25 protein-coding genes and 2 pseudogenes are annotated in these 21,484 nt (G+C 49.5%); 8 read left to right on the top strand and 19 right to left on the bottom strand.

Annotated elements, in window-relative coordinates; genetic code table 11:
* Positions 1-87: 87 nt before the first annotated feature.
* A complete protein-coding gene (locus QJ48_RS17485) occupies positions 88-1,677 on the bottom strand; it encodes a copper amine oxidase N-terminal domain-containing protein (RefSeq protein WP_054974837.1) in 1,590 nt (529 codons plus the stop codon).
* A 130-nt stretch (positions 1,678-1,807) separates the two neighbouring features.
* On the opposite strand from QJ48_RS17485, the gene QJ48_RS17480 reads away from it, so the two are divergent.
* From QJ48_RS17480 to QJ48_RS17470, 3 genes are all read left to right on the top strand, one after another.
* The gene (locus QJ48_RS17480) at positions 1,808-2,266 is read left to right on the top strand and encodes a cupredoxin domain-containing protein (protein WP_054974836.1); all 459 of its coding nucleotides are present in this window, start codon (positions 1,808-1,810) and stop codon (positions 2,264-2,266) included.
* Positions 2,267-2,356: 90 nt separating this feature from the next.
* Positions 2,357-2,671 (top strand): hypothetical protein, encoded by a 315-nt coding sequence (locus QJ48_RS17475; protein ID WP_054974835.1) that lies wholly within the window; start codon positions 2,357-2,359, stop codon positions 2,669-2,671.
* Positions 2,672-2,778: 107 nt separating this feature from the next.
* The gene (locus tag QJ48_RS17470) at positions 2,779-3,549 is read left to right on the top strand and encodes an ABC transporter substrate-binding protein (protein ID WP_054974834.1); all 771 of its coding nucleotides are present in this window, start codon (positions 2,779-2,781) and stop codon (positions 3,547-3,549) included.
* 272 nt (positions 3,550-3,821) lie between these two features.
* On the opposite strand, the gene QJ48_RS17465 is transcribed toward QJ48_RS17470, so the two are convergent.
* The 3 genes from QJ48_RS17465 to QJ48_RS17455 all read right to left on the bottom strand — a co-directional run bounded on the left by QJ48_RS17465 (position 3,822) and on the right by QJ48_RS17455 (position 6,928).
* Positions 3,822-4,487: an oxidoreductase gene (locus QJ48_RS17465; protein ID WP_054974833.1), complete on the bottom strand. Its 666-nt coding sequence runs from the start codon at positions 4,485-4,487 to the stop codon at positions 3,822-3,824.
* 26 nt (positions 4,488-4,513) lie between these two features.
* The gene (locus QJ48_RS17460) at positions 4,514-5,200 is read right to left on the bottom strand and encodes a DUF3298 and DUF4163 domain-containing protein (protein ID WP_063858114.1); all 687 of its coding nucleotides are present in this window, start codon (positions 5,198-5,200) and stop codon (positions 4,514-4,516) included.
* A 108-nt stretch (positions 5,201-5,308) separates the two neighbouring features.
* Entirely contained in the window at positions 5,309-6,928 is a 1,620-nt protein-coding gene (locus QJ48_RS17455) for a diguanylate cyclase (RefSeq protein WP_054974832.1), read from the bottom strand.
* Between the two features lie 136 nt (positions 6,929-7,064).
* Here QJ48_RS17455 and QJ48_RS17450 point away from each other — a divergent pair, with 136 nt between their 5' ends.
* Positions 7,065-7,826, top strand: a complete 762-nt coding sequence (locus QJ48_RS17450; protein WP_054974831.1) for a TSUP family transporter — start codon at positions 7,065-7,067, stop codon at positions 7,824-7,826.
* Between the two features lie 91 nt (positions 7,827-7,917).
* On the opposite strand, the gene QJ48_RS17445 is transcribed toward QJ48_RS17450, so the two are convergent.
* Entirely contained in the window at positions 7,918-8,214 is a 297-nt protein-coding gene (locus QJ48_RS17445) for a hypothetical protein (protein WP_157261666.1), read from the bottom strand.
* Positions 8,215-8,369: 155 nt separating this feature from the next.
* Between QJ48_RS17445 and QJ48_RS17440 the strand changes: the two genes are divergently transcribed.
* Both QJ48_RS17440 and sugE read left to right on the top strand, forming a co-directional pair.
* On the top strand, positions 8,370-8,960 hold the full coding sequence (locus tag QJ48_RS17440; RefSeq protein ID WP_054974829.1) for a TetR/AcrR family transcriptional regulator: 591 nt from the start codon (positions 8,370-8,372) through the stop codon (positions 8,958-8,960).
* Positions 8,961-8,976: 16 nt separating this feature from the next.
* A complete protein-coding gene (sugE, locus tag QJ48_RS17435; protein WP_054974828.1) occupies positions 8,977-9,291 on the top strand; it encodes a quaternary ammonium compound efflux SMR transporter SugE in 315 nt (104 codons plus the stop codon).
* A 118-nt stretch (positions 9,292-9,409) separates the two neighbouring features.
* Here sugE and yyaC read toward each other — a convergent pair whose 3' ends face one another.
* Positions 9,410-9,970 (bottom strand): spore protease YyaC, encoded by a 561-nt coding sequence (yyaC, locus tag QJ48_RS17430; protein ID WP_054974827.1) that lies wholly within the window; start codon positions 9,968-9,970, stop codon positions 9,410-9,412.
* Between the two features lie 110 nt (positions 9,971-10,080).
* On the opposite strand from yyaC, the gene QJ48_RS17425 reads away from it, so the two are divergent.
* Together QJ48_RS17425 and QJ48_RS17420 are read left to right on the top strand one after the other, a co-directional pair.
* Entirely contained in the window at positions 10,081-11,361 is a 1,281-nt protein-coding gene (locus tag QJ48_RS17425; RefSeq protein WP_237762953.1) for a glycosyltransferase family 2 protein, read from the top strand.
* Between the two features lie 59 nt (positions 11,362-11,420).
* On the top strand, positions 11,421-12,116 hold the full coding sequence (locus QJ48_RS17420) for a copper homeostasis protein CutC (RefSeq protein ID WP_054974825.1): 696 nt from the start codon (positions 11,421-11,423) through the stop codon (positions 12,114-12,116).
* A gap of 108 nt (positions 12,117-12,224) precedes the next feature.
* Here QJ48_RS17420 and QJ48_RS17415 read toward each other — a convergent pair whose 3' ends face one another.
* The 13 genes and pseudogenes from QJ48_RS17415 to QJ48_RS38765 form a co-directional block, all read right to left on the bottom strand.
* The gene (locus QJ48_RS17415; RefSeq protein ID WP_054974824.1) at positions 12,225-12,635 is read right to left on the bottom strand and encodes an SMI1/KNR4 family protein; all 411 of its coding nucleotides are present in this window, start codon (positions 12,633-12,635) and stop codon (positions 12,225-12,227) included.
* Between the two features lie 264 nt (positions 12,636-12,899).
* Entirely contained in the window at positions 12,900-13,193 is a 294-nt protein-coding gene (locus QJ48_RS17410; protein ID WP_054974823.1) for a hypothetical protein, read from the bottom strand.
* A gap of 336 nt (positions 13,194-13,529) precedes the next feature.
* A complete protein-coding gene (locus QJ48_RS17405) occupies positions 13,530-14,087 on the bottom strand; it encodes a hypothetical protein (RefSeq protein WP_054974822.1) in 558 nt (185 codons plus the stop codon).
* Between the two features lie 51 nt (positions 14,088-14,138).
* Positions 14,139-14,309 (bottom strand): toxin C-terminal domain-containing protein, encoded by a 171-nt coding sequence (locus QJ48_RS39505; RefSeq protein WP_157261668.1) that lies wholly within the window; start codon positions 14,307-14,309, stop codon positions 14,139-14,141.
* 228 nt (positions 14,310-14,537) lie between these two features.
* Positions 14,538-14,953 (bottom strand): annotated as a pseudogene (locus QJ48_RS38775) (transposase); the annotation flags it as partial.
* A 182-nt stretch (positions 14,954-15,135) separates the two neighbouring features.
* Entirely contained in the window at positions 15,136-15,534 is a 399-nt protein-coding gene (locus QJ48_RS17390; protein ID WP_157261665.1) for a BlaI/MecI/CopY family transcriptional regulator, read from the bottom strand.
* A gap of 624 nt (positions 15,535-16,158) precedes the next feature.
* Positions 16,159-16,734 (bottom strand): suppressor of fused domain protein, encoded by a 576-nt coding sequence (locus tag QJ48_RS17385; protein WP_054974819.1) that lies wholly within the window; start codon positions 16,732-16,734, stop codon positions 16,159-16,161.
* A 30-nt stretch (positions 16,735-16,764) separates the two neighbouring features.
* Positions 16,765-17,085: pseudogene (locus QJ48_RS38770) on the bottom strand (HNH/ENDO VII family nuclease); the annotation flags it as partial.
* A 687-nt stretch (positions 17,086-17,772) separates the two neighbouring features.
* On the bottom strand, positions 17,773-18,306 hold the full coding sequence (locus QJ48_RS17375) for an ankyrin repeat domain-containing protein (RefSeq protein WP_054974818.1): 534 nt from the start codon (positions 18,304-18,306) through the stop codon (positions 17,773-17,775).
* A gap of 140 nt (positions 18,307-18,446) precedes the next feature.
* Positions 18,447-18,866 carry a hypothetical protein gene (locus QJ48_RS35990; RefSeq protein ID WP_082420551.1) on the bottom strand — a complete coding sequence of 140 codons (420 nt, stop codon included), beginning with the start codon at positions 18,864-18,866 and terminating at the stop codon, positions 18,447-18,449.
* Between the two features lie 181 nt (positions 18,867-19,047).
* Positions 19,048-19,599, bottom strand: coding sequence for a hypothetical protein (locus tag QJ48_RS17370; RefSeq protein ID WP_054974817.1), 552 nt, complete (start codon positions 19,597-19,599; stop codon positions 19,048-19,050).
* A gap of 399 nt (positions 19,600-19,998) precedes the next feature.
* Positions 19,999-20,556, bottom strand: a complete 558-nt coding sequence (locus tag QJ48_RS17365) for a hypothetical protein (protein ID WP_054974816.1) — start codon at positions 20,554-20,556, stop codon at positions 19,999-20,001.
* A 209-nt stretch (positions 20,557-20,765) separates the two neighbouring features.
* Entirely contained in the window at positions 20,766-21,359 is a 594-nt protein-coding gene (locus QJ48_RS38765) for a hypothetical protein (protein WP_054974815.1), read from the bottom strand.
* Positions 21,360-21,484 lie beyond the last annotated feature (125 nt).

The following is a 21,484-nucleotide window of genomic DNA, read 5'->3' as shown; positions in this document are numbered from 1 at the left end:
AACCGAGTTGCCTACACCAAAAGGATCGCCTTCTATTCGGCCGACAGCCGGAGGGCGATCCTTCTTTTATTCATGCTTGCCGGATGACTAGGAACGTTCCTCAACGGTCGTCGTCAAGCGAATCGAGCCGTCGTCTTTTCCAAGCTCCGCTTTCCAGCCCGTCGCTTCGACGAGAACGTCAATCGGCACCATGACGCGCCCGTCCTGCATGATGGTCGGCGCCCCACCACCCGATTTCACCCTGCCGTTGACTTCCGCTTGATCCGAGCCGCCCGGGAACGACGCCTGATTGCCGTCCCAAGCTAACCGCGTCGTATTCGCCGCCGCGTCCCACGACACCGTGGCGCCGACGGCTTCGGCGACAACCCGCAGCGGAATATAGACGACGCCCTCTTGAAGCGCGGGAGAGACGTCCATCCGGATCGTCTGGCCGTTCACGGTCAGCTCCGTTTCGCCGATTTGCATCGTCACGGTTTTCCGGACGGATGCCGGAGCGTCCGGAAACCGGTCGGGGTACTGGTTCGAGATTCCCTGCGCCAGCAGGTCAGCCATCGGGAACATTTGGGCATAGGCCGTCTCCATATTGTCATAGGCGGCAGCGTACTCGCCCAGCACATCATGGTCAACGGCCATCGTCATTTGCCCGCTCTGCGTAGTCAGATCGTTCAACAGCTCCGGCTTGCTCCCGTGCTGCGGGTTCGCATCCGTGAAAAATTGCGCCAGCTCCGCCTCAGCCTTCTCCAGCTTGCCCTCTGCGATTGCCCGCGCCGGCTCGTCCTTGGATGCGGCCGCTTTGGCGTAATCCAAAATGCAGCGGGTACGGGAGGTCCATGCCATACGAAACGCCGTCCCGGCCGTCTCCCCGTAAACGGAAGCAATGGCGGCCTCCAGATCCTCCGCATTCTCATTCAGCGCCGCAGCCGCCTGATCGAAGTCGCTTGCGCCGTCGATGCTTTTCTGCATCGCAAAGACGGCTGTCAGCGCATGCTCGTCAAGCAAGCGGCCGAGCGCCGCACGCAGATCGGCCTTGCGGGTCTTCATGCCGGACGCGTCGAATCGGTCCGGCGATTGCGCAGCCATGCCCGCCGCCAACAGATCTGCGCTTGCCACTGCGTGGGCGTAAGCTTCGCGCAGCGATTTATACGCTGCCGCGTAATTTTTGTCCGCGTAAGCCTCGAACGCTTGAAGCACCAGATCGGTATGCCGCTTCGCTCCTGCTTCCAGCCCCGCTGCTCCCAGATCCGGAAGAAGCCGCGCCCAAACCAGCGCCAGCTCCTTGGCGTAGGCATCCAAGCCGTTCGCCGCCTGCAATCGTTCCGTTTCGTCACCTGCCGCAGCGGCCTGCGCATAGTTCAGCAAAGCCTCGATATGCGACGACCAAAGCGGCTCAATGGTCTTGCCAGTCTCTTCCCCGTAGGCCGATCGCAGCGTGGCTGCCAGCCGTTCGGTATTTTTCCCGAGCAGCGCAGCGGCCTGTTCGTGATCGGCGGCGCCGTCGTAACGTTTTTGCATCGCAAAAATAGCCAGCAGCGCATGCTCGCCAAACAAAGCGTCCAGTCGGACCCGCAGCTCTGCCGCGGCCTCCCGCGCCGGTACGGCCCGCGCTCCTGCTATGTACGGCATCAGCAAAACGAGGCACAGCCCCAGCAGGGCCAGCTTCCCTTTTAAGCGCATCATGGATCGTCCTCCCCCGGTGTTCGAGTTAAGAACCTTTACCCGGCGCTTCCCGGTTTGAAACCGATCCGGCATGTTCAGACAAGCACCCGAATATACTCGTACAAACGATCCGAAACCGAAGGGGATGCCGATGACCAAGGTATATGTGATGAGCCAAAAAGGACTGAAGGGATTGAAAATCGGAGCCGCCGCCGTACTGTTGGCCGGTGCCGCGCTGCTCTTCTGGGAACGCGAAACGATTCGGGCCGCGATGAGCCCTGCCGGACCCGAACGGACGATCCAGCTCGTAACCGGCGAGTTCAAATCGACGACATCGGACGGCAAAACGATCGAAGCTTACCGCTGGGACCCGGGAACGATCTATATGAAAAAAGGCGAGCGCATCCGGCTTAGCATCTACGGCGTCAACGGCGCCAGCCATCCTTTTATCATCGAAGGCCTTAACATTAAGGGAGAGGTGAAAAAAGGAAAGGAAACCGTCGTTTCCTTCCGCGCCTCCAAACCGGGCGTCTACCGGATCATCTGCTTGACCCATCCCGACATGGCGCACAACGGGCCGATGGTCGGCTACCTGGTCATCGACGAGTAGACGCCGCCCCTTTTCTAAAAACCGCCGTCGGCAGTACCCGCCCGCCCTTCTTCCGCATAGCATAATGGCAGGAAGGAGATGCCGCTATCGATGAATCCAACAAACCAAATGAAGCACAGCCGGCCTTACCCGTCCGCCCGGCAAATTCGCCGCACTTGCAGCCGGGAGCTGTACCGCGCCCGTAAAAAACTTGGACGTTACGTCCCTCAACAAGCGGTAGAGCAGGCGGAAAAGCTGTATTACAAAAAGGTGCTGCTGAACCTGCCTTATATTGTGGAGCATGCGGACAATCGCAAGGTGCTGGCCGATTGGTTCGACGAGAACGTCTGCGGCGAAGTGGCCGCTTTGTGGGAAGTGGAATCGGACGCTTTGGCCAAAGCGTTCCGGGAGTCGTTCGGGGGCTGACGCTAAGCGGGCCCCTCTTTTTTTATCCGCCCGGCGGCCGGATTGCATAACCGTCCCTCGGAAGACAAACAATACCTTTGTTTACCTGAAAAGGAGGTACGAAGGGAATGGATGTCGTAATTCGCAGCGGACGGGGAATCGGACTGCTGGCTGTCCTCTTGACGCTCCTGATCGCGGGATGCGGCGGGGAAAAACCGGTCAAAGTCGGGATAGAAAGCAATTTCCGCCCGTTCACGTATACCGAGAACGGAGAGAATAAAGGGTTCGAAGTGGAGCTGTGGAGAGCGGTCGCGCAAAAAGCGAACTTGCCATACGAGCTTGTTCCGATGACGCAAGGAGAGCTGAACAAAGCCGTGAAATCCGGCCAAGTGGACATGGCGATCGCGGGGATGACCGTCAACAAAGCCCGCAAGGATAATTTTGCTTTTTCCGATCCGTATTTTCAGACCGGGCTGGTCCTGCTTACCGCTTCGGACAACGAGGAAATCAAGAGCAAGGACGATCTGACCGGGAAAGTCATCGGAACCAAAAGCGGCTCGACCTCTTATATTTATGCCGGCGGAATCCAAGGCACCAAAGAGGTCCGGGGCTATCCCGATATCTCGGATGCTTACACCGACTTGAAAAATAAAAAGCTGGACGCGGTCATTTTCGACGAGCGCAACGTCCACCATTTCCTGCAAAACGACGGGGAAGGCAAAGTGAAGATGGTCGGGGAAGTGCTGAACAAAGAAAGCTACGCCATCGTTGCGAAAAAGAAAAACAAGCATCTCGGTAGAATCAACGGCGCCATCGAAGCCGTCGCCAAAGACGGAACGTACGAAGCGCTATACGTGAAGTGGTTCGGCAGCAAGCCTAAGAAGCTGCCGGGTCAGTAGTCCTTTTCAGGCCGCGGTCCGCGGCCTGAGTTTGTTGCGAAAGTGGTCTAATGGGATAATAGAGATGTACGAGGGGGTGGGGTATCTACTTCCGGTCGCTGTTGTCAGCGGGAAACTTTAATTGAAGCCGCTTAACAGCGGGTATTTCCCGCAGACAAAGGCGAACGATATCGCTCCTCCAGTAGATACCCCACCTCCGTATGTTTCTCTATTTCAATTAAAAACCTCTTTCTCAACAGCCTGAGGCCGCGATCCGCGGCCTTTTTTCATTTTTATTGGGAAGCCAGCGCTTCGATCCGGTCCGACGGGTACACATGAGTGCCCGGGGTACCGCGGAGCGCCGCTTCGAGCATGCCCTTGGCCACCGTCCGCGCGGCGATCGGCTTGTACGGCCGCAACGGCCCGCGCATGGCAAAACCGGCGATCCGGGACAGAAGCGCAGCTGCGCGCTCCCCGAAGCGGACCTCTTCCCGCTCGCCGAGCAGCAGCGAAGGCCGGAAAATATGCAGCGCCGGCAGCCCGAGCGCTCTGAGCCCCTCTTCGGTCTCGCCTTTGACCCGGCTGTAAAAAAAGGCCGACTGCTTGTCCGCTCCGATGGCCGTGACGATAAGAAATTGCGCGGCGCCCGAGACGGACGCCAGCCGGCCGAGCTCCATCGGATAGCCGTAATCGACCTTGCGGAACTGCTCCTGCGTCTTCGCTTTCTTTATCGTCGTCCCGAGGGCGCAGAACACGTCGGCGCCATCGAAACCGCCAGCCGCCTCGTCAGCCAGGCGGTCGAAGGAAATGACGCGCTGTTCGAGCTTCGGATGCCGGATGCTTGAGTCGGTCCGTACTAACGTGACCACCCGGTCGTAAGCGGGATGCTCCAGAAGCAAGCTTACCAGCTCGCGTCCGACAAGCCCTGTGCTCCCTGCGACGATGGCATGCTTGGCCATAGTTTCGCCTCGCCTTCCTAAGGTTATCAAGTTGCTGCAACAAAGCCGGCGTCTCCTCGACAGCGGCGCCGGCGGCCTGAACACCGTTCAACGATAGGCCAGCAAACGACCGGACCGTTCGGATCGAGAATATCCGCGACTTCCGTAAAAGGGATTTCAAACGTCGGAAAACCGTAGGCATACGGCGTATATTCGTATAGTTGAAAATAGATGCCGATGGCGCGGTCCGTCAAATAAAAATCTTGATCGGGGCGGATCGAACGAAATTCCGTGAGCATCGGAATATCCTGCTCCTTGAACCTGCGGCGGATAATGGCCGACAGCCGGCGGACATAATCGCTTCCCGGTTTAAACAAATTCTTTAATTGATATTCCGTACCGTCCCGCAAATTAAACGTCTGCGAGCTCTGGAAGGTGAGGCCGTGCGCCGCTCCCTGAGAGTATCCGTAAACGTCGTACAGCAAGCTGAGCAGGCCGTTTTTATGAAGCTTGACTTTATAGCTGCCCGATACCGTTCTGGTCTGGTCCTGCACGTAGTCCTGCTTGCGGATCAGCTTGTAGATGGCGTCCAATATCGAATGATTGACGATCCGCTGGACGAGCCGGTTTTGAAGTCCCAGCACCTGCGGATATTTCACGTCAAGTCTGGGCTTCGCCAACCGGCGGGTAACGATGCGCTCCCGCCTTGCCCGTTCAAATTCCTCCCATTCCACTGCGTCCCTGCCTCCTTAAGCGCCTCCAAGGCCGATGACCCCAGTATATGCAGGCTTTCGCCCGGAGGTGAAAAGGCCGGTCCCGCTCCTGAACGCAGCGGCGTCCGATCAGCCGTCTCCCGGCGGACCGGATTCCCACTCGACCCGGTTGCGGCCAAGCTGCTTGGCCCGGTATAGCGCTTTGTCCCCTTCTTCGATCATTTGCTCCAGCAGCAGTTTCGCGTCCGCTCCTTCGGCCAAGCCTGTGCACGCCGCGCCTCCGATGCTAACCGTCAGCGCGATACGTACGCCGTCCGCCTCATAAGGCTCCGCGGCTACGGCCCGGCGGACCGTCTCCGCCAAGGCTCTGGCCTGCACGGCGCCCAAGCGCAGCGCAAGCACCATAAATTCCTCTCCGCCGTATCGGGCGGCTAATTCGTCGCCTCCCGTCTGCCTCTGCAGCACTCCCGCCACATGCCGCAGCACCCGGTCGCCGACCAAATGGCCGTGCGTATCGTTGACCTGCTTGAAATAATCGATATCGATTAACAACACCGAGCAGGGATACCCCGCTGCCAAGGCCCGAAGCAGGCGCTGGTTTCCGTTCTGCATCATATACCGGCGGTTGTACAGTTCGGTGAGCGGATCGATCATAGCCGACTCCTCAAGCAGCTTGACTGTCGTTTTTAGCTTACGGCTCATCAGGTTGTACGTATCGCACAGCTCCTGAAGCTCGGCAGGGGCATGCTTGAAGACGGCCGGGTCGATGCGGTATCCGTATTGCCCTTCCTTGATGATACGGGTGCCTTGCAGCAAAAATTCGAGCGGACGTTCGATCCGCCGCGTAAGAATAACGATACCGCTGAAGCTTAACATCAGCGTGGCCAACGTTATGGCGATGAAAACGAGCATCAGCCCGTACAAGTTCACATACAGTTCCTTTTTGCTCACTTCGCCCACCAGCAGCCAGCGGTGGCCGGCTATCCACTGATACGAACCGAATACGATGTCTCCCTTGTAGTTGGCATACGCCTCCTTCGAGACCGCCTGCACCGCTGCGCGGCGCGTAATGTCCGTCGAGATCGGCCGCGAGTTCTGGCGTACGTCGTCGATAAAGCGGGGCTTCGTCACCGGCACACCGACCCGGTCGAGGAGATAAAAGTCCGCCGTCTCCCCGGAATGCAGCGAACCTACCACCCGCTGAATCGTCTCCAGCTTGACCGAGCCGAGCAGCAGTCCGGTCCATCGTCCCCCTTTGTCATAAGTAGGGGCGGAGAAAATAATGACCGGTTCGCCGGTTGCTTTGCCGATGACGACATCCGACATCGACGATTTGCCCTGTTTCGCAGCCCAATAGTAATCGCGCTCGTTGACCTGGAGGCCCGTAGCCGAATAGGTATCCACTTCCGTGATACCGTCTGCGTTCACATAAGATAGCGAAGAGAATTCTCTCTGCAATAGTGTGAAATCGCGGAAGATTTTCTCCATCAAAGGCTTGTTCAGCGTTCTGACGGCCTCATCCTCGGTAAGCAGACGCATATCCAGCTCCCGCTCCTGCACCCACCGGTCGATGAACAACGTCTGCAGACTCAGCTTGTCCGACAAATTGCGCAGCGCCTCTGCCCGAGCTTCCTGCTGATACAATATATAAAAAGCGATGTTGATCGAAAGCCCGAGCATGAGAATGGCCAGCGCAATCCACAGACGAAAACGCTGCTTCACCGTCCGGGGCCGCATGAAGCGAAGCATGGACCCTCTCCTCTCCCAGAGTAATGTCCCCAACAAATTGGCATTGTACAAACCTGTATTTTTTTTTATACTTTAGAATGCATTATTTGTTTCGGTCTGCCAGTATTTAACTTGACGTCGTAAGGAGAAATTGCTCGTGGAACTGCCCTCATTCGATATGATTTTGTTTCTCGTTATTGTCGGGTTCGCCGCCGCCTTCATCGACTCCGTCGTGGGTGGAGGAGGACTCATTGCCGTTCCCGCGCTGATGTTCACCGGACTTCCGACCAATATGGTGCTCGGAACGAACAAGCTTGGGGGAACGCTATCCTCGTTAACCAGCACCGCCTCCTTTTTATTTTCCGGCAAAATTAACGGCAAGCTGGTGCTGCTCCTGTTTCCGTTGTCCTTCATCGGATCGGCTCTCGGCACGTATACGATCCATCTGGTGCCTTCCACCTTCTTAAAGCCGCTGGTGGTCGGTCTTCTGATCGTCATTCTCATCTATACGCTGCTGAAAAAAAACTGGGACGGCTCGGGACAGCAGGTCCGGTTTACGTTCGCACGCGGACTTGCGACGGCGGTATGCGCGTTCGCTTTGGGCTTTTACGACGGATTTTTCGGCCCTGGCGCCGGCTCGTTCCTGCTTTTTCTGTTTCTGATGCTGGGATTTGATTTCGTAGGCGCTTCGGCCAATGCCAAGGTGCTCAACTTCGCCAGCAACATCGCTTCCTTGGCGTCGTTCTTCTGGTTAAAGTCGGTGCATCTCGGCTACGGTCTGCCGATGGGCCTAGCCATGATCGCAGGCTCCCTCGTCGGCTCGCAGGTTGCCATCCGCAAAGGCTCCAAATACGTGAAGCCGCTGTTTATCGGAATTACCGCCATATTGATCGGCAAACAAATCTGGGATATGCTATAAACGCCGCAGAGAGGTCGTTAAGCCTTGGTTAAACAGGCTTTGCGACCTCTCTGCATAGCATTCGACATCTTCCTTCCAATCCCTCTTTTTCTCATCCCCCAATGACCATGCAGGTTGACAGATGATCCGTCGGCCAAATTTGCCTCTTCTGGTTGCTGGCCAGCTCGGCGTACGGATCGCGGACCACGTGCGGATCGCTCACCGGACGAAGGTCCTCCCATACGCATTCGACGCCTTTCCCGCTCGCTTCTCCCGCATACATGCGGCAGCCGCTGCAAAAAGCTTGTTTTTGTTCTTCATCCAGCTTCACGACTCTATTCCGCAGACAGCAGTATACCCGGCCGTCCGGATCGCTCAGATTGATATGTCTCACATCTCTCACGCGCATGCTCCTTTCCGTTGAACACTAAAAAGGTAATACCCATTATATATGCGGACGAACCCGGATATGTGTAATTTTTTTTGAAGATGGTTGATCTGGAACGAAATTTGATCTATAATGAACCCAACCTAATTATCGTTAGTTAGGAAGGTGTTTTTTTTATGACAGTTCACAAAATCAAGGCCTCCGCGCTGCGGCTCTTCTCGCAGAACAGCTACGACGCGGTGCCGCTATCGGAAATCGCCAAGGAGGTCGGGATCAAGACGCCTTCGCTCTACGCGCATTTCAAGAGCAAGGAAGAGCTGTTCTTGGCCGTATACGACGATTGTCTGGCCGAGCACGCCTCCCGTGTCCGGCAATTGACCGAGAAGCTGACCGGGCTCGGCACGGAGCAAAAGCTGCGGACGATTCTGCATGACGTGTGCCGCACCTACTTGCTTAGCGAGGAATACGCGACCTTTCTTAAGCGGACGATGCTGTTCCCGCCGAATGCGCTGCAGGAGGTGCTGCGCGAGCGGTTTACCGCATCGGAGGAGCAGCTTACCGGGCTGCTGCGGATTGTTTTCGAGGAGGGCATGGCTTCGGGTGTACTTCGCCGCGAACGTTCCGAGGATTCGATCGCCTCGTTCTACTGCCTGCTGGACGGTTCGTTCCTCCAGCAGTTCTATTACCGGCCCGACGACTGGGAGCATCGGCTGACAGCCGTTTGGGGAATCTACTGGAAAGGCATTGCGGAAGACAGGACATCCTAGAAGGGAGCGGATTATTATGGCATGGATTTATTTAACGATTGCAGGGATTATGGAGATCGTATGGGCGCTCGGCTTAAAATATACGCAAGGCTGGACTCGGTTTTGGCCGAGCGTCGTGACGATCGTCGGGATGATTGTCAGCTTTTATTTTCTGTCTCAAGCGCTCAAGACGCTGCCGATCGGCACGGCTTACGCGATATGGACCGGCATCGGCGCGTTAGGTACGGTCATTGTGGGGATGTTTTTTCTGGGCGAGCCGCGCGATCTGTTGCGGGTTCTGTTCCTGCTGTGCATCGTCGGCGGTATCGTCGGCTTGAAGGTAACGGCATAATCTCATACGGCGTATGCCAAACGGCAAAGAGCCGCTGCTCCCAACGGAGCGGCGGCTCTTTTGCTGCGGGACGGCATCTGGCGCATGGCACAATGGCCGTGCGGATAGCCGCTCTTTTTCATGCTTCTTCCCTGATTTGGGGACAAGCCGCTTCTTCCGGCGGGAATACGCTGCGGACAGCCGACACGACTTCTCTGGCCATGTTCATGACGCGGAATAAGGAAGTGCTTTGCAGAATCGCGTATTTTTGCCCGGCATCCACATTGACGATCCCGGCAATTGAATAGTCGCCGACGTGCGGAAGCTGCTTGCCGACCGACTTGCCCGGCTCCAGCGGACGGTTGGACACCTGGTACCAGGCTAACGAGGCGGCCTGACCGAGACAAGCGTCGATCGCAATCACGGTTTTCCCTTGTGGAATTTCATTCAGCCGCTCCCGCATGTTGCTTGCATCGAACGGATGGGCAAGCGTACCGACAACATGCGGATACCCCGCTTCCTGCAGCATCGTGCCGGCCAGCGGTCCGAGGGCGTCGCCCGTCGAGCGGTCGGTGCCGATGCACAGAAACACCAGGTCTTCCGCCGTCAGGCCGCGCGTTCGAATCATACGCAAAAAATCGGGCAGTTCGGCAGCCTTCAGCTTCTTGCGGAATAACGGCTGCGCCTGCTCATTCGTCATTGCGTTTCCCCTTTCCGTTGTTTTTTATATAGTAGCATACTGCATAGGAATATCGCTTTCAATATTTGTTCCTACAACGCCAGACATGCTATAATTCGGACAAAGCAAGGTTGAGCACAAGAACAGCTCAGAACCGGCGGAAGGCAGGGATCAACCCGATGGGGGTCATGGACATATGGGCGCTGGCGGCGCTTGCCTACTGGCTGTTCATGCTGTGGGACACGCTGCGGGCGCGGCAATGGATGCTGAAGCTTCCCCGCTCGGAGCAAGGACAAGCGGGATGGAGAACGGGCAGGACTCCTCAGGACGGCAAAGAATCCGAAGCGCCTCTCGTCTCGATTATTATCGCGGCGAAAGAAGAGGAATCTTCCATCGTCGAAACGGTGAAGCATCTGCTCGGGCAAACGTACCCCCGGATCGAAATCATCGCCGTGAACGACCGGTCGCAGGATACGACCGGACGCAAGCTGGACGAACTGCGGCGGTGGTCCGAGGGACGGGCCGGCATCGCGGTGCCGCTGCGGGTCATTCACATTACGTCGCTGCCGTCCGGCTGGCTTGGCAAAAACCATGCGCTGTATCAAGGCTATCTGCAGGCGCGGGGCAAATATTTGCTGTTCACGGACGCCGACGTGCAGTTCGAGCCGGAAACGGTGGAGGATGCGGTCCGCTTCCTGCAGGAGCAGCAGGCGGATCATGTAACGCTGGCCCCCCGGATGCTTGTACGCGGCTTGTGGCTTCGAACGTTCGTGCAGTTTTTCTTTTTTACGCTCAGTCTCTATATCCGCCCTTGGCGGGGGAACGACGATTTCCAGCACCGGCACGGGATGGGGATCGGCGCCTTCAATCTGATCACCAGACAGGCGTACGAGCGGATCGGCACGCACCAAGCCATCGCGCTGCGGCCGGACGACGATCTTCAGCTCGGCCGGAAGGTCAAGGAAACGCGGCTCCGGCAGCGGCTCGCCTCCGGCACGGAGCATATTGCCGTCGAATGGTATACAAGCCTTGGGGAGGCCATTCGCGGTCTGGAGAAAAACTTGTTTTCGGGCTTCGGCTACCGTCTAAGCTTCGCGGCTCTTGGCGTGCTAGGTCAGCTTGCGCTGTTCCTGTTCCCTTGGGCGGGCATGCTGCTTCTGTCCGGCCCGGCGGCCTGGGGCTTCGCTCTGTCGGTCGCGCTGATGCTCGCCGTCTATTTACTGCTGATCCGCTCGATCACCGGAGAAGGCGGACTCGAGGCGCTGCTAATGCCTCTGAGCGTCGTTCTGTTATGCTATATCGTCACCCGCTCGGTCTGGCTGACCTTGAAGCAGGGCGGGATTTACTGGAGGGGCACCTTCTATTCCTTAAAGGAGCTTAGGCGTATGAAAGCCCGCGATGGTTCCGATTGATTGGCGCTTGTTTTTCCGGTCCGCATATTTCCCAATTTATATAAAAGGAGCTTGTCAACATGATCTTGGAAGTCATTGCCACGAGCGTGGCCGATGCTATTATTGCCGAAAAAAACGGAGCGGGACGAATCGAGCTCATTTCCGGCATCTGCGAAGGCGGCGTAACTCCAAGCTATGGACTCATCGAACAGGTTGTCGCTTCGGTCAGCATTCCCGTCAATGTCATGATTCGCCCGCACAGCAATTCGTTCTGTTACGACGAATGGGACCTCGAAACGATGCTGACGGATATTCGGACGGTCCGGCGTCTCGGCGCCGCCGGAATCGTAACCGGCTGCTTGACGCCGGAACGCAAGGTGGATACGGAGCTGCTCGAGAAGCTGCTGGCCGAGGTCGGCGAATTGTCGGTCACCTTTCACCGGGCGATTGACGAGACGGACGATCTGGAAGGCACGCTGCACGTGCTCGCCCAATATCCGCAAATCCACCGCGTGCTGACGTCCGGCGGCAAGCCGAGCGTGCTGGACGCCCGGGACGAGATTCTCCGGCTGCAGGCCGCCGAGCTTTCACGTCCGATCGTCATTCTCGCGGGCAGCGGGCTTAACCTCCAATCGCTGGCCTCGTTTATCCGGGATACCGGCGTACGCGAGGTACATATGGGCACCGGCGTGCGCCGCGGGAACCGCGCGCAGGATACGGTCGATCCCGAGCTCGTACGGGCGGCAGCGGACATCGTCGCAGGATTTTCCAAGTAAAGGCGTTTCATTCTATTCATCACAGCCGTGCGGCATAAACCGTACGGCTGCTCCACGTTGTAACTCTTCAAGGCGGCGAATAACATAGTAAATAATACCCTAACTATTTTAAAACCTCTCAATTAAAAACAAAAGAAAATCATCATACTCTTGGGTACCAACACCCTCACCTTGTTCCCAATCAACAACTGGGCACTCACCGTTTTCTATTCTTGAGGTATCAAGGCAATATACACCAGCACCAAAATTCTCAATGACAACAAATTCTTCAGGTAATCCATAACTACGCCAATCAACGGTTTCTCTAACGCATGTTGGAATATCCCTCAATCCGCCACCAAAAATCTCTACGCCTATAACTCCGCCAGTTCCATATTCCCGCAAGAACCATTTGTAGCTATCTGGTAATTTTACATTTAACCTATCTTCAATGTTAATTATTTTAGCGTCATCCAAAGCTCCAACAAAAAAACTTTTTTTAGCATTTTTAATTAGCTTAACAACTTGGTTTGTGTTCACAGTGTATGCCTCCTCAATTCTTTATCTTTACGAAATTTAGTATACTGCTTATCTAGATTAGGGTCATTTCTAAAGCTTCTTTGCTTGTGCCTAGAGCAATCAAGCCCAGTTTTCCCTCTACTGCCTGTACAGGTTATCATTTCCCTTTTCCTCCTTTGATTTTGGACATGGTTAATGATGGGTTCATTCGTAACTGGGTAGTCGCCCAGAGAAATAGCCTGCAAACTCATTGCTCCCCTTGCCCTGTAGCACGGGAAGCAATGCTTAATCCAATACTGCCAAAACTTCATCACCTGATTTTATCTTAACAAAATCATCTGAATCATAAATAATAATTCCAATATTTAAAATTCCTGTGATAGAAGTCGAAAGATCCATTTTCTTAACTTTAAATTTTATCTCTTCTGTTGTAGTTTTAACCACAATATATTTGTTAACAAGATATGGTACTTTTGTATCGTGTGAGGAGAACTTCGGATCAAATCCTCCTACAATAAGATGACCTAGTTTTTTATCATTAATAGTCATCCCCACCCGCATGATATGTTTATAAACCATTTACATTTCTCCTTATCGTTCAATAATATGTAAATTCCTAACATAGTCTTTGAATACCATCTCTTACAAGCATAATTCTCTCGGCTTGGCTTAATTCTGGTGTAAATCGTGCCTCCCTAATACTAGCTTGTGCTTCATCCAAAGCATAATTTCTCGATTTAAAAACTACCACTAACCCATTCATCTGTCTGCTCTTGGGTAAGCGGTGCATCATTGCTATATCACTGTATCCATTGACCGCATCGTCTGGGTTGAATGATGGGTTCATTCTGCACTGGATAGCCCCACCAAGAAAGAACCTTGAAAGGCATTAAGCCAATCAAGGTATAATCCAAACTATTCAACAGAGTTCTCCCATACATTCCCTTCATATGGCCATTCCCACAAGTCGATAAATAGACCTAGATTCCTTATCTCCATTATTGCATCCTCACATATGATAGAGCTACCAATATCCATGTAATAATCGTAGGAAAAGTTCAAGAAAAATTTGTCTCCATTTCTAAGTTGACAAGCAACGTCCTCTCTCATGCCCAATCTAACGATATGTTCTATTTGTTTGCCTGTAAGGAGAGAACCGTCCTGTAAGGAGTAATAAGAATCTACAATTTCTTGAGAATAGCAATTCGGATACTTTAAAATGTGTTCAGTAAAAAGTTCTTCTCTTAATTTACTTATTAAGTAAATTTCCAATTCATAAACTTGAATACTGTTCAAATAGATTCCCACTGCCTTAACATATTTTTCCTCAATAGATAAATACTCGCTCATTGAGAGGCTTACCCCATTATAAGTCCGCCCTATGTCAATTATCGAAGTCCACGTAGGGATTTTAGGCTTATTCTCTTCCCCTTCTTTTAAAGGAGGGTATTTTCTTACTTGCCAATAATACATACTCTAATCTCCAATTCGATTTAAATTTTTATCATATGTTCCCAATCTAGTTTACCTGCTCATTAATTCCTCTATTGTATTAGCCATTATCCACACACCACCGTTATCTGCACTCCCCGTGCTCTGCCGCGGAATATCTCTTGTTATATAAACTCCTCGTTCTTCTGAATAAAAGACAGCCGCTTTAGCCCTACCTCCATTGGCCTTTTCAAAACCTAGTATATTTGCTGCTTCTTCTGCTTCTCTGTCTGTCCGGTAAGGTCCATTGGGTGGAGATGTCTTCTTAGCAGGTGTCCATTTCCCAGTTTTATTATTGTAATCATCTGTTCTTTGTTGCTTACGTTGGTAATAACCACCGTATGCATCAGTAGAATTTCCCGTCCCCTAAGTTGTAATCTTAAACTTGGGATAAAGAAGGTGGCAATCGGGTTTCCAATCACCACCATTATATCAGCTTGCCTTGCGTTCTGTCAGAGCCGCCGCCGCGATGTACGGCGTTTTGTTCTTCATCATGCTGTAGATGATGTTTACGAGCCTTCTCATAACGCATATCAGGGCTTGCTTCTTCGTCTTTCCTTCTGCTAGCTTCCGTTGATAATACTCGTAGAAGATAAGATTCCGTTGCTTCTTGTTGTCGCCTTTTGCCACTTGGATTTGTTGAACGGTTAGATTATGGAAGATGGCGTTCAATACCCGATTACCTTGACCGCTTGCTTTGTCTTTGCCCTTACCACCCGAACTAAAGCGAACAGGGGCAATCCCGCCAATGGGGCTAGCTTGTCGGCATTCGGGAAGCGGCGAATATCGCCAATCTCTGCTATCAGTTCCGCCGCTGTCACAGTGCTAATGCCATCCATGGACTGTAGCTTGAAATCCGTCTCCGCTAACAGCCGTGCCTGCCGCTCAATTTTTCCGCTCAGTTCCGTGCATAAATCCACTACAATGCTGTGATAATTGACCAATAACAGCATCCCTGTCTCGTTCGTCGCCGCATGACGTATATCTTCCTGTATTCGTCTCATATATGGCAGATACAAGTCCTCATTCTTTATCGTCGGCAGAACTGCTGAAACGACGGCCTCCCGAAACAAATCTTGCTTGTCGCGATAGCTTCCTTGTCTAAGTCGTCCATCTGCTCTAGCACCACGTCATAGTTGGACTTGGTGTAAACGTGGCGGATAAACCCATGAATGGCTTCTGACAGAACGATGTAAGGGTTCAGCTTCGTATTCAAGCGGTAGAAGTTCCTCCGCCCACGCCTTTGTACCTCAATGAACTGCTTCTTCTGCAATTCTTTTAGCTTTGAGCATATGGTATTCTCGCTCAGCCCAAGATGCAGAGCCATCACTTGCTGATTAATGGCAAACCACTCCGTAATCTCACGCCCTCTATCCAACATGCCCCATGACACAAGTTCAAGCATTACATTGACCGCATTGCCGTCCAAGAAGAACCAGCGCGGATTTCTTGCGGAACTTTCGCATAAAACGCCGTGTTGACTTCATGAAGCATTGTCGCTTCCTCTCCATCGGGCTGTTCAGGCGGCGATGAAGCAGAGAAACCGGCTAACCCGAAACGCTTCCTTTCCTGTTTATGTAAACTGGTCGTCACCAGATTGTACTTACACAATAATCATCGCTACAATGGGCAGTCTGTTGCGACAAAATGTCTGTCACTTGCCGACCACAATATAGTAAGTCGGGGTATCGTGGCGGATAGTTGCGACATAGCCTCCCATCGTCTATATCGCGTCGATCGGTGGGGCTGTTGCGAGGAGATTTTACATTACGATTATTTTCAGAAAACTCGTGAGAAAACGAAGATAACAAAAAACAGGTCAATCATGGTGGTATCTGACCATAATCAACCTGTTCAATGTAACGGAATACCATTATTTAAGTGATAAAAATCAAGCATTTATGTGCGTACAATGAAATGAGGAAATCTTTATATTGGTATTACATGGGTTATATGTGTTATTGGTTGAATGATGAGTTCATTCGGCACTGGGTAACCCCACCAAAGAAAAACCTTGAAAGGCACGAAGCCAATCAAGGTCATCATTAAAAAACTATAAAACTGACTTTCTTTCTAAATCGAATATGTCTATTTGTTCCTTCTCAAATAATTCTTCTAGTGAATCAGTACCCTTTTCTTGTGCATACATATATTCATTTTCGGAAATTGGTACTGCAAGTAACCATGCTACTTTTTTATTTGGAAAGTCAAGCGTTTTTAGGTCTTCCCACAGGAACGGCGACAAGAACAGCACGTGCTTCATATCACTTTCAGGATAGTACATCTTAATTATATCCCGAAACGTTTCGCCATGAGCAATTGTATAATTAGAGTTGATAACACAAAAAGCACATGTCGCTATTACATTCGGAAAATCTTCATATCCCGTAGCGCTTGCTCCCACTATCTCTACTCGCAAGGGCGTCTCATCAACTGTGTACTTGATTGAGTGGTCGGACAGTCCTATGGTGGAGTATGAATTTACACCGTCAAAGGGTCTATTTACCACTGAAAGCAAGTCAATGCTACTTTTGTTGTTATTGTCCCAATATTTAGAGACACTTGGTTTACCCCCAAAAGCATTTAGAGCCGATTTAGCAATTACTTTGTTCTCATTTGAAATACTCATAGTAAACCTCCTCGTCTCCAATATCCAATCCTAATCACCAAAATAATCGTCTGTCAAGTCTTCGCCTTTATGGCTTCGATTTGAGGATGGTAATTCAGGTCGATAGGGGTCTGGATTATTGTGCTCATCTAGAAACTGTTTTCTTGAAATACCTCTCTCTTGTGCACTTTGTTGATGCTTCCTAAATTCATTACCTGGCTTATGTCCCATATCCCAAGCTTCATCTTTATTCATTACTTTACCTGAAACTGAGTCTCTAACCTCACCGTCAGGACCTTTTGCTTTTTCCCAAACCTCGTCCTTAACACCTTTCCTAAACTTAGATGGACGGTCATATGTTTTGTTAATCTTTCCCGTCCCCTCAGGCGGCTTCTCCGGCGGCTTTTGATTCGGTTTCGGTTCATTCGGTTTTCCAAAAGTCTCGTCCCACTTCCGCTGGTTCTCTGTCTGTGGGAGTTCTATCACATCATTTTTATTCAAGAATTTAATTGGAAAACCTTCCGCAAATTCTGTAACCCTTCTTGCATATCATCGCGCAGCTTCTTGACTTTCTGTTTGAGCTGTTCTTTCATCTGTGTTGCCTTCTTGATTACAGCGTCTTTTTTGCAGCCATGATGTCAGCATGCATCTGCTCTTTTAATCGCTGGACAGCTCACATAATCTCCAAATCTTTTTCCGAGGAAAAGGCGATGGGATGCATGCTGTGAATCTCGTATGCCGTCTTCTTCTTGCAACTTGATGAAGGGTTGCCTTCCTCGCTCTCCTTAGCCGTGAGAACGAGCTCCTTGCCGCCCATCATTACTCTTTGCTGATGATTTTTGACATGCTAAAAAGACTCATTCCTCCTCATTTTTCGAGCTGGAATAAGCCTTTGATAGTTTATTAAGTTTGGTTTGTTGGTTTTATTGTACGATCTTTTTGTTGGATGGTTTACACAAATTGTTGACAAACCCATTCCTCAAAGTTGGTGCAACCATCTTATCGGAATGTGCAGATATTTTTCTATTTTTTTACTTGTTTATGAATTGGTTTCAAGCACTATGTTTTTTGCACCGTTTCTTTTTTACTCTTTTTCATCCAATATTGCTTTAAATATTCAGCAATCTCTGTTTCTCCTCTTTCAATGGCGAATGCATAAGCATCCATATCTTTCATGTTGTCACCAGAGTATTTTATAGATATGTCTATATTATTCTCAACTAACAATTTAACAATCTCAAAATGACCACCATATATTGCAGCAAACAGAGGATTTCTCTCTGGTTCACTAGTATCAATCTCAATATTATGGTTAATGAGATATTCTGCAATATCTAAATTTCCTTTTGCAGCTGCTCTTTCAAGCGCATTTGTAGAAAAAGTTCCACCCTGTGCATTAATATCTATCCCAGCATTAATAAGATATTCTATTATTTCTAAGTGCCCATGAGCTGATGCTACATGTAACCATGTACCAAAGGGTGTCATCCATTCTAACATTTCTGGATTTTTCTCAAGTAAATCTCTTAACGTATCCAGTTGGACACTTTTTATGGCACCTCTAATGTCTTTTGCAATTTGAGTCTTATTCATTTAGTTTCCCCATAATTTTATCTTCTTGAAGCAGCCAGTTTCCCCAAGTCTTCCAGTATTTCAACAAAATCATCATAGTCCTCACCCGCAGCATCAACTGCTTTCAATTGATTTACAATGTTTAGCAACAAAAACTAATCCTAATCCCATTCATTAAGTGGTAATTTTAGTAACTCATTACTACATTTCGGGCATTTTTGTTTCGAAAAATCCCTTGTCCAAATCCTACAATAGATACACCGTTTGCCGTACAATTCCGGATGTTGTTTATTTTCCTCATCCGCTTCTGGTTCGAGTATAGAAAATGCTCTCCATCTTGTTTTTTCGTATAAATGCATAATTTCTGGGGAAACATCATACGAATTAGTAGTAGAATCCCATTCACACCCTTCTATTATTTGAACTGGTCTTTCCAAATCCTCTTCTAATCTATCAATTGATGTTTCAGGCCATTCATCAGTATGAAATATTTCTTTCTGAATCCTATCCCAATCTTTCCAATTATATAATTTTTTTAAATCGCTTTCTAATTTATGAATATCAATTTTAATATTAAACATAATATTCACCTACCTTGGTCTTAGTGGTTTCAACTGCTCGAAACAATACCTTCTTCACATGAAGCGTAGACATATACTTTATCGGCTCTATCTTCAACATATTCATACATATGGATATCATATCTGCTCGCAACTCACTAAATTTATCTTCGAGTTCTTTCATTCTATTTTCGCCCTTTAATCAATAATTTATAGTAATATTTTCAAAAGTCTTCTTTTTTCTATCTAAATTATTGTTTTTTACATTTATCTCATAACTATGTGGTTTATAATAATCGTATTGTTTATACTGTTTATCGCAGGGAACTTCTTTCTCAATTATTTCAACTTCTATTCCACCAATAAAGCACGTAATAACTTCAGCAAATAAAGTTAACATCTCAGCATGGGTGAGATTGCGTAATGTTCCCTCATATACAACATTCTGAAAAGTATCACTTGTTGTATATGTACCTTTTGTGCTTTCATCAATAAACATTAATTCTTCATCTTTTACAAAAATTGAAGTTTGATTTCCATAGAAACTAATAAACAAATCTTGGTTGTCTCCATCAAAACATATAAATTGAATTGGTATATTTGACGTTATTTCAACCTCTTGCTCATCATCAGATAAAGTCCTTATAATTACATCTAGATTACCATCAAATTTAGTTATAAGATATTTATAAAGCTCTTCATTAGAAAATTGCATGCACCATTCTGAACCATTATTTATTTTTTCTACTTGCATTGATCAAACACCGTTCCTTTTATAAATTGATTTACTGGAAACTTTCCCTAGAATCTAATACATACTGGTATAACGGCTCCTGTCCTTGGTCTAATCGCTGCATTTTAACACTTTAAATTATACCTTTTTTGATGGATTAGACCATTTCTACATAAGATCATTCTTCATCTTCGCCGTTTCATCTGAAATGATAAATTCGTATTATTTACTTCACCGGTTAATTGGCCGTAAAACTTGTATTTATCTTTGTATGCTTGCGCGATAATAAGTGCTTCTTTTTCTGTTAGATTGTTGACGGGGCCACTCGTCTAGATTGAAATGATGGGTTCATTCTGCACTGGATAGCCCCACCAAGAAAGAACCTTGAAAGGCATTAAGCCAATCAAGGTATAATCCAAACTATTCAACAGAGTTCTCCCATACATTCCCTTCATATGGCCATTCCCACAAGTCTATAAATAGACCTAGATTCCTTATCTCCATTATTGCATCCTCGCATAGGATAGAGCTACCAATATCCATGTAATAATCGTAGGAAAAGTTCAAGAAAAATTTGTCTCCATTTCTAAGTTGACAAGCAACGTCCTCTCTCATGCCCAATCTAACGATATGTTCTATTTGTTTGCCTGTAAGGAGAGAGCCGTCCTGTAAGGAGTAATAAGATTCTACAATCTCTTGAGAATAGCACTTCGGATACTTTAAAATGTGTTCAGTAAAAAGTTCTTCTCTTAATTTACTTATTAAGTAAATTTCTAATTCATGAACTTGAATACTGTTCATATAGATTTCTACCGCCTTAACATATTTTTCCTCAATAGATAAATACTCGTTCATTGAGAGGCTTACCCCATTATAAGTCCGCCCTATGTCAATTATCGAAGTCCACGTAGGTACTTTAGGCTTATTCTCTTCCCCTTCTTTTAAAGGAGGGTATTTTCTTACTTGCCAATAATACATACTCTAATCTCCAATTCGATTTAAATTTTTATCATATGTTCCCAATCTAGTTTACCTGCTCATTAATATTGTATTAGCCATTATCCACACACCACCGTTATCTGCACTCCCCGTGCTCTGCCGCGGAATATCTCTTGTTATATAAACTCCTCGTTCTTCTGAATAAAAGACAGCCGCTTTAGCCCTACCTCCATTGGCCTTTTCAAAACCTAGTATATTTGCTGCTTCTTCTGCTTCTCTGTCTGTCCGGTAAGGTCCATTGGGTGGAGATGTCTTCTTAGCAGGTGTCCATTTCCCAGTTTTATTATTGTAATCATCTGTTCTTTGTTGCTTACGTTGGTAATAACCACCGTATGCATCAGTAGAATTTCCCGTCCCCTCACCTTCTGGAGGCTTACTAGGTGGTTTCTCCGTATCTTGACCATTTCCTCCTCCCGACTTCTTATTTGTATCCCCTTTTTTCGAACTTCCCCGGAATAATCTAAATCTCCATTTGCCACTTTCCGTAACTTCTGTTCATTCGCTTGATCCTTGTCGGGTGACCGATCCTTTTGGGTTGCTTGTGGTTCTGATCTACCCGTGCCAGACCCGCTTGCAGAACCGCCAGTCTTCCTCCCCCTACGCGATCCTGCGACTCCAAATGCCAATGAAGCCACGCCACCTGTTGCCTCGTCCAGAAGTTCCATGCCCACTTCCAGAGCAACTTCTTTTCCAATCTCTATCGATTTCTGTACCGCAGGCTTTTGCATCGCCTTGACCAGCATGCCATCCTTCATCTTCTGGACAGCCTCCAGCTCGCTCATGTCCTCTTTTGCATTGCGCGCTGCGGTTCTCACTTTTCCCCTGCCATTTCCCGGAGATTTATTCTTCACGATAGCTTTTGCCTTTTTCGTAGCGCTTGTCGCATTCTCCGTGGCCTTGGCGACTT

It is taken from the genome of Paenibacillus sp. A3, assembly GCF_001399685.1.
Lineage (GTDB): Bacteria > Bacillota > Bacilli > Paenibacillales > NBRC-103111 > Paenibacillus_G.
The sequence above is the reverse complement of the archived record's forward strand: the minus strand, read 5'-3'. Positions and strand labels throughout refer to the sequence as shown.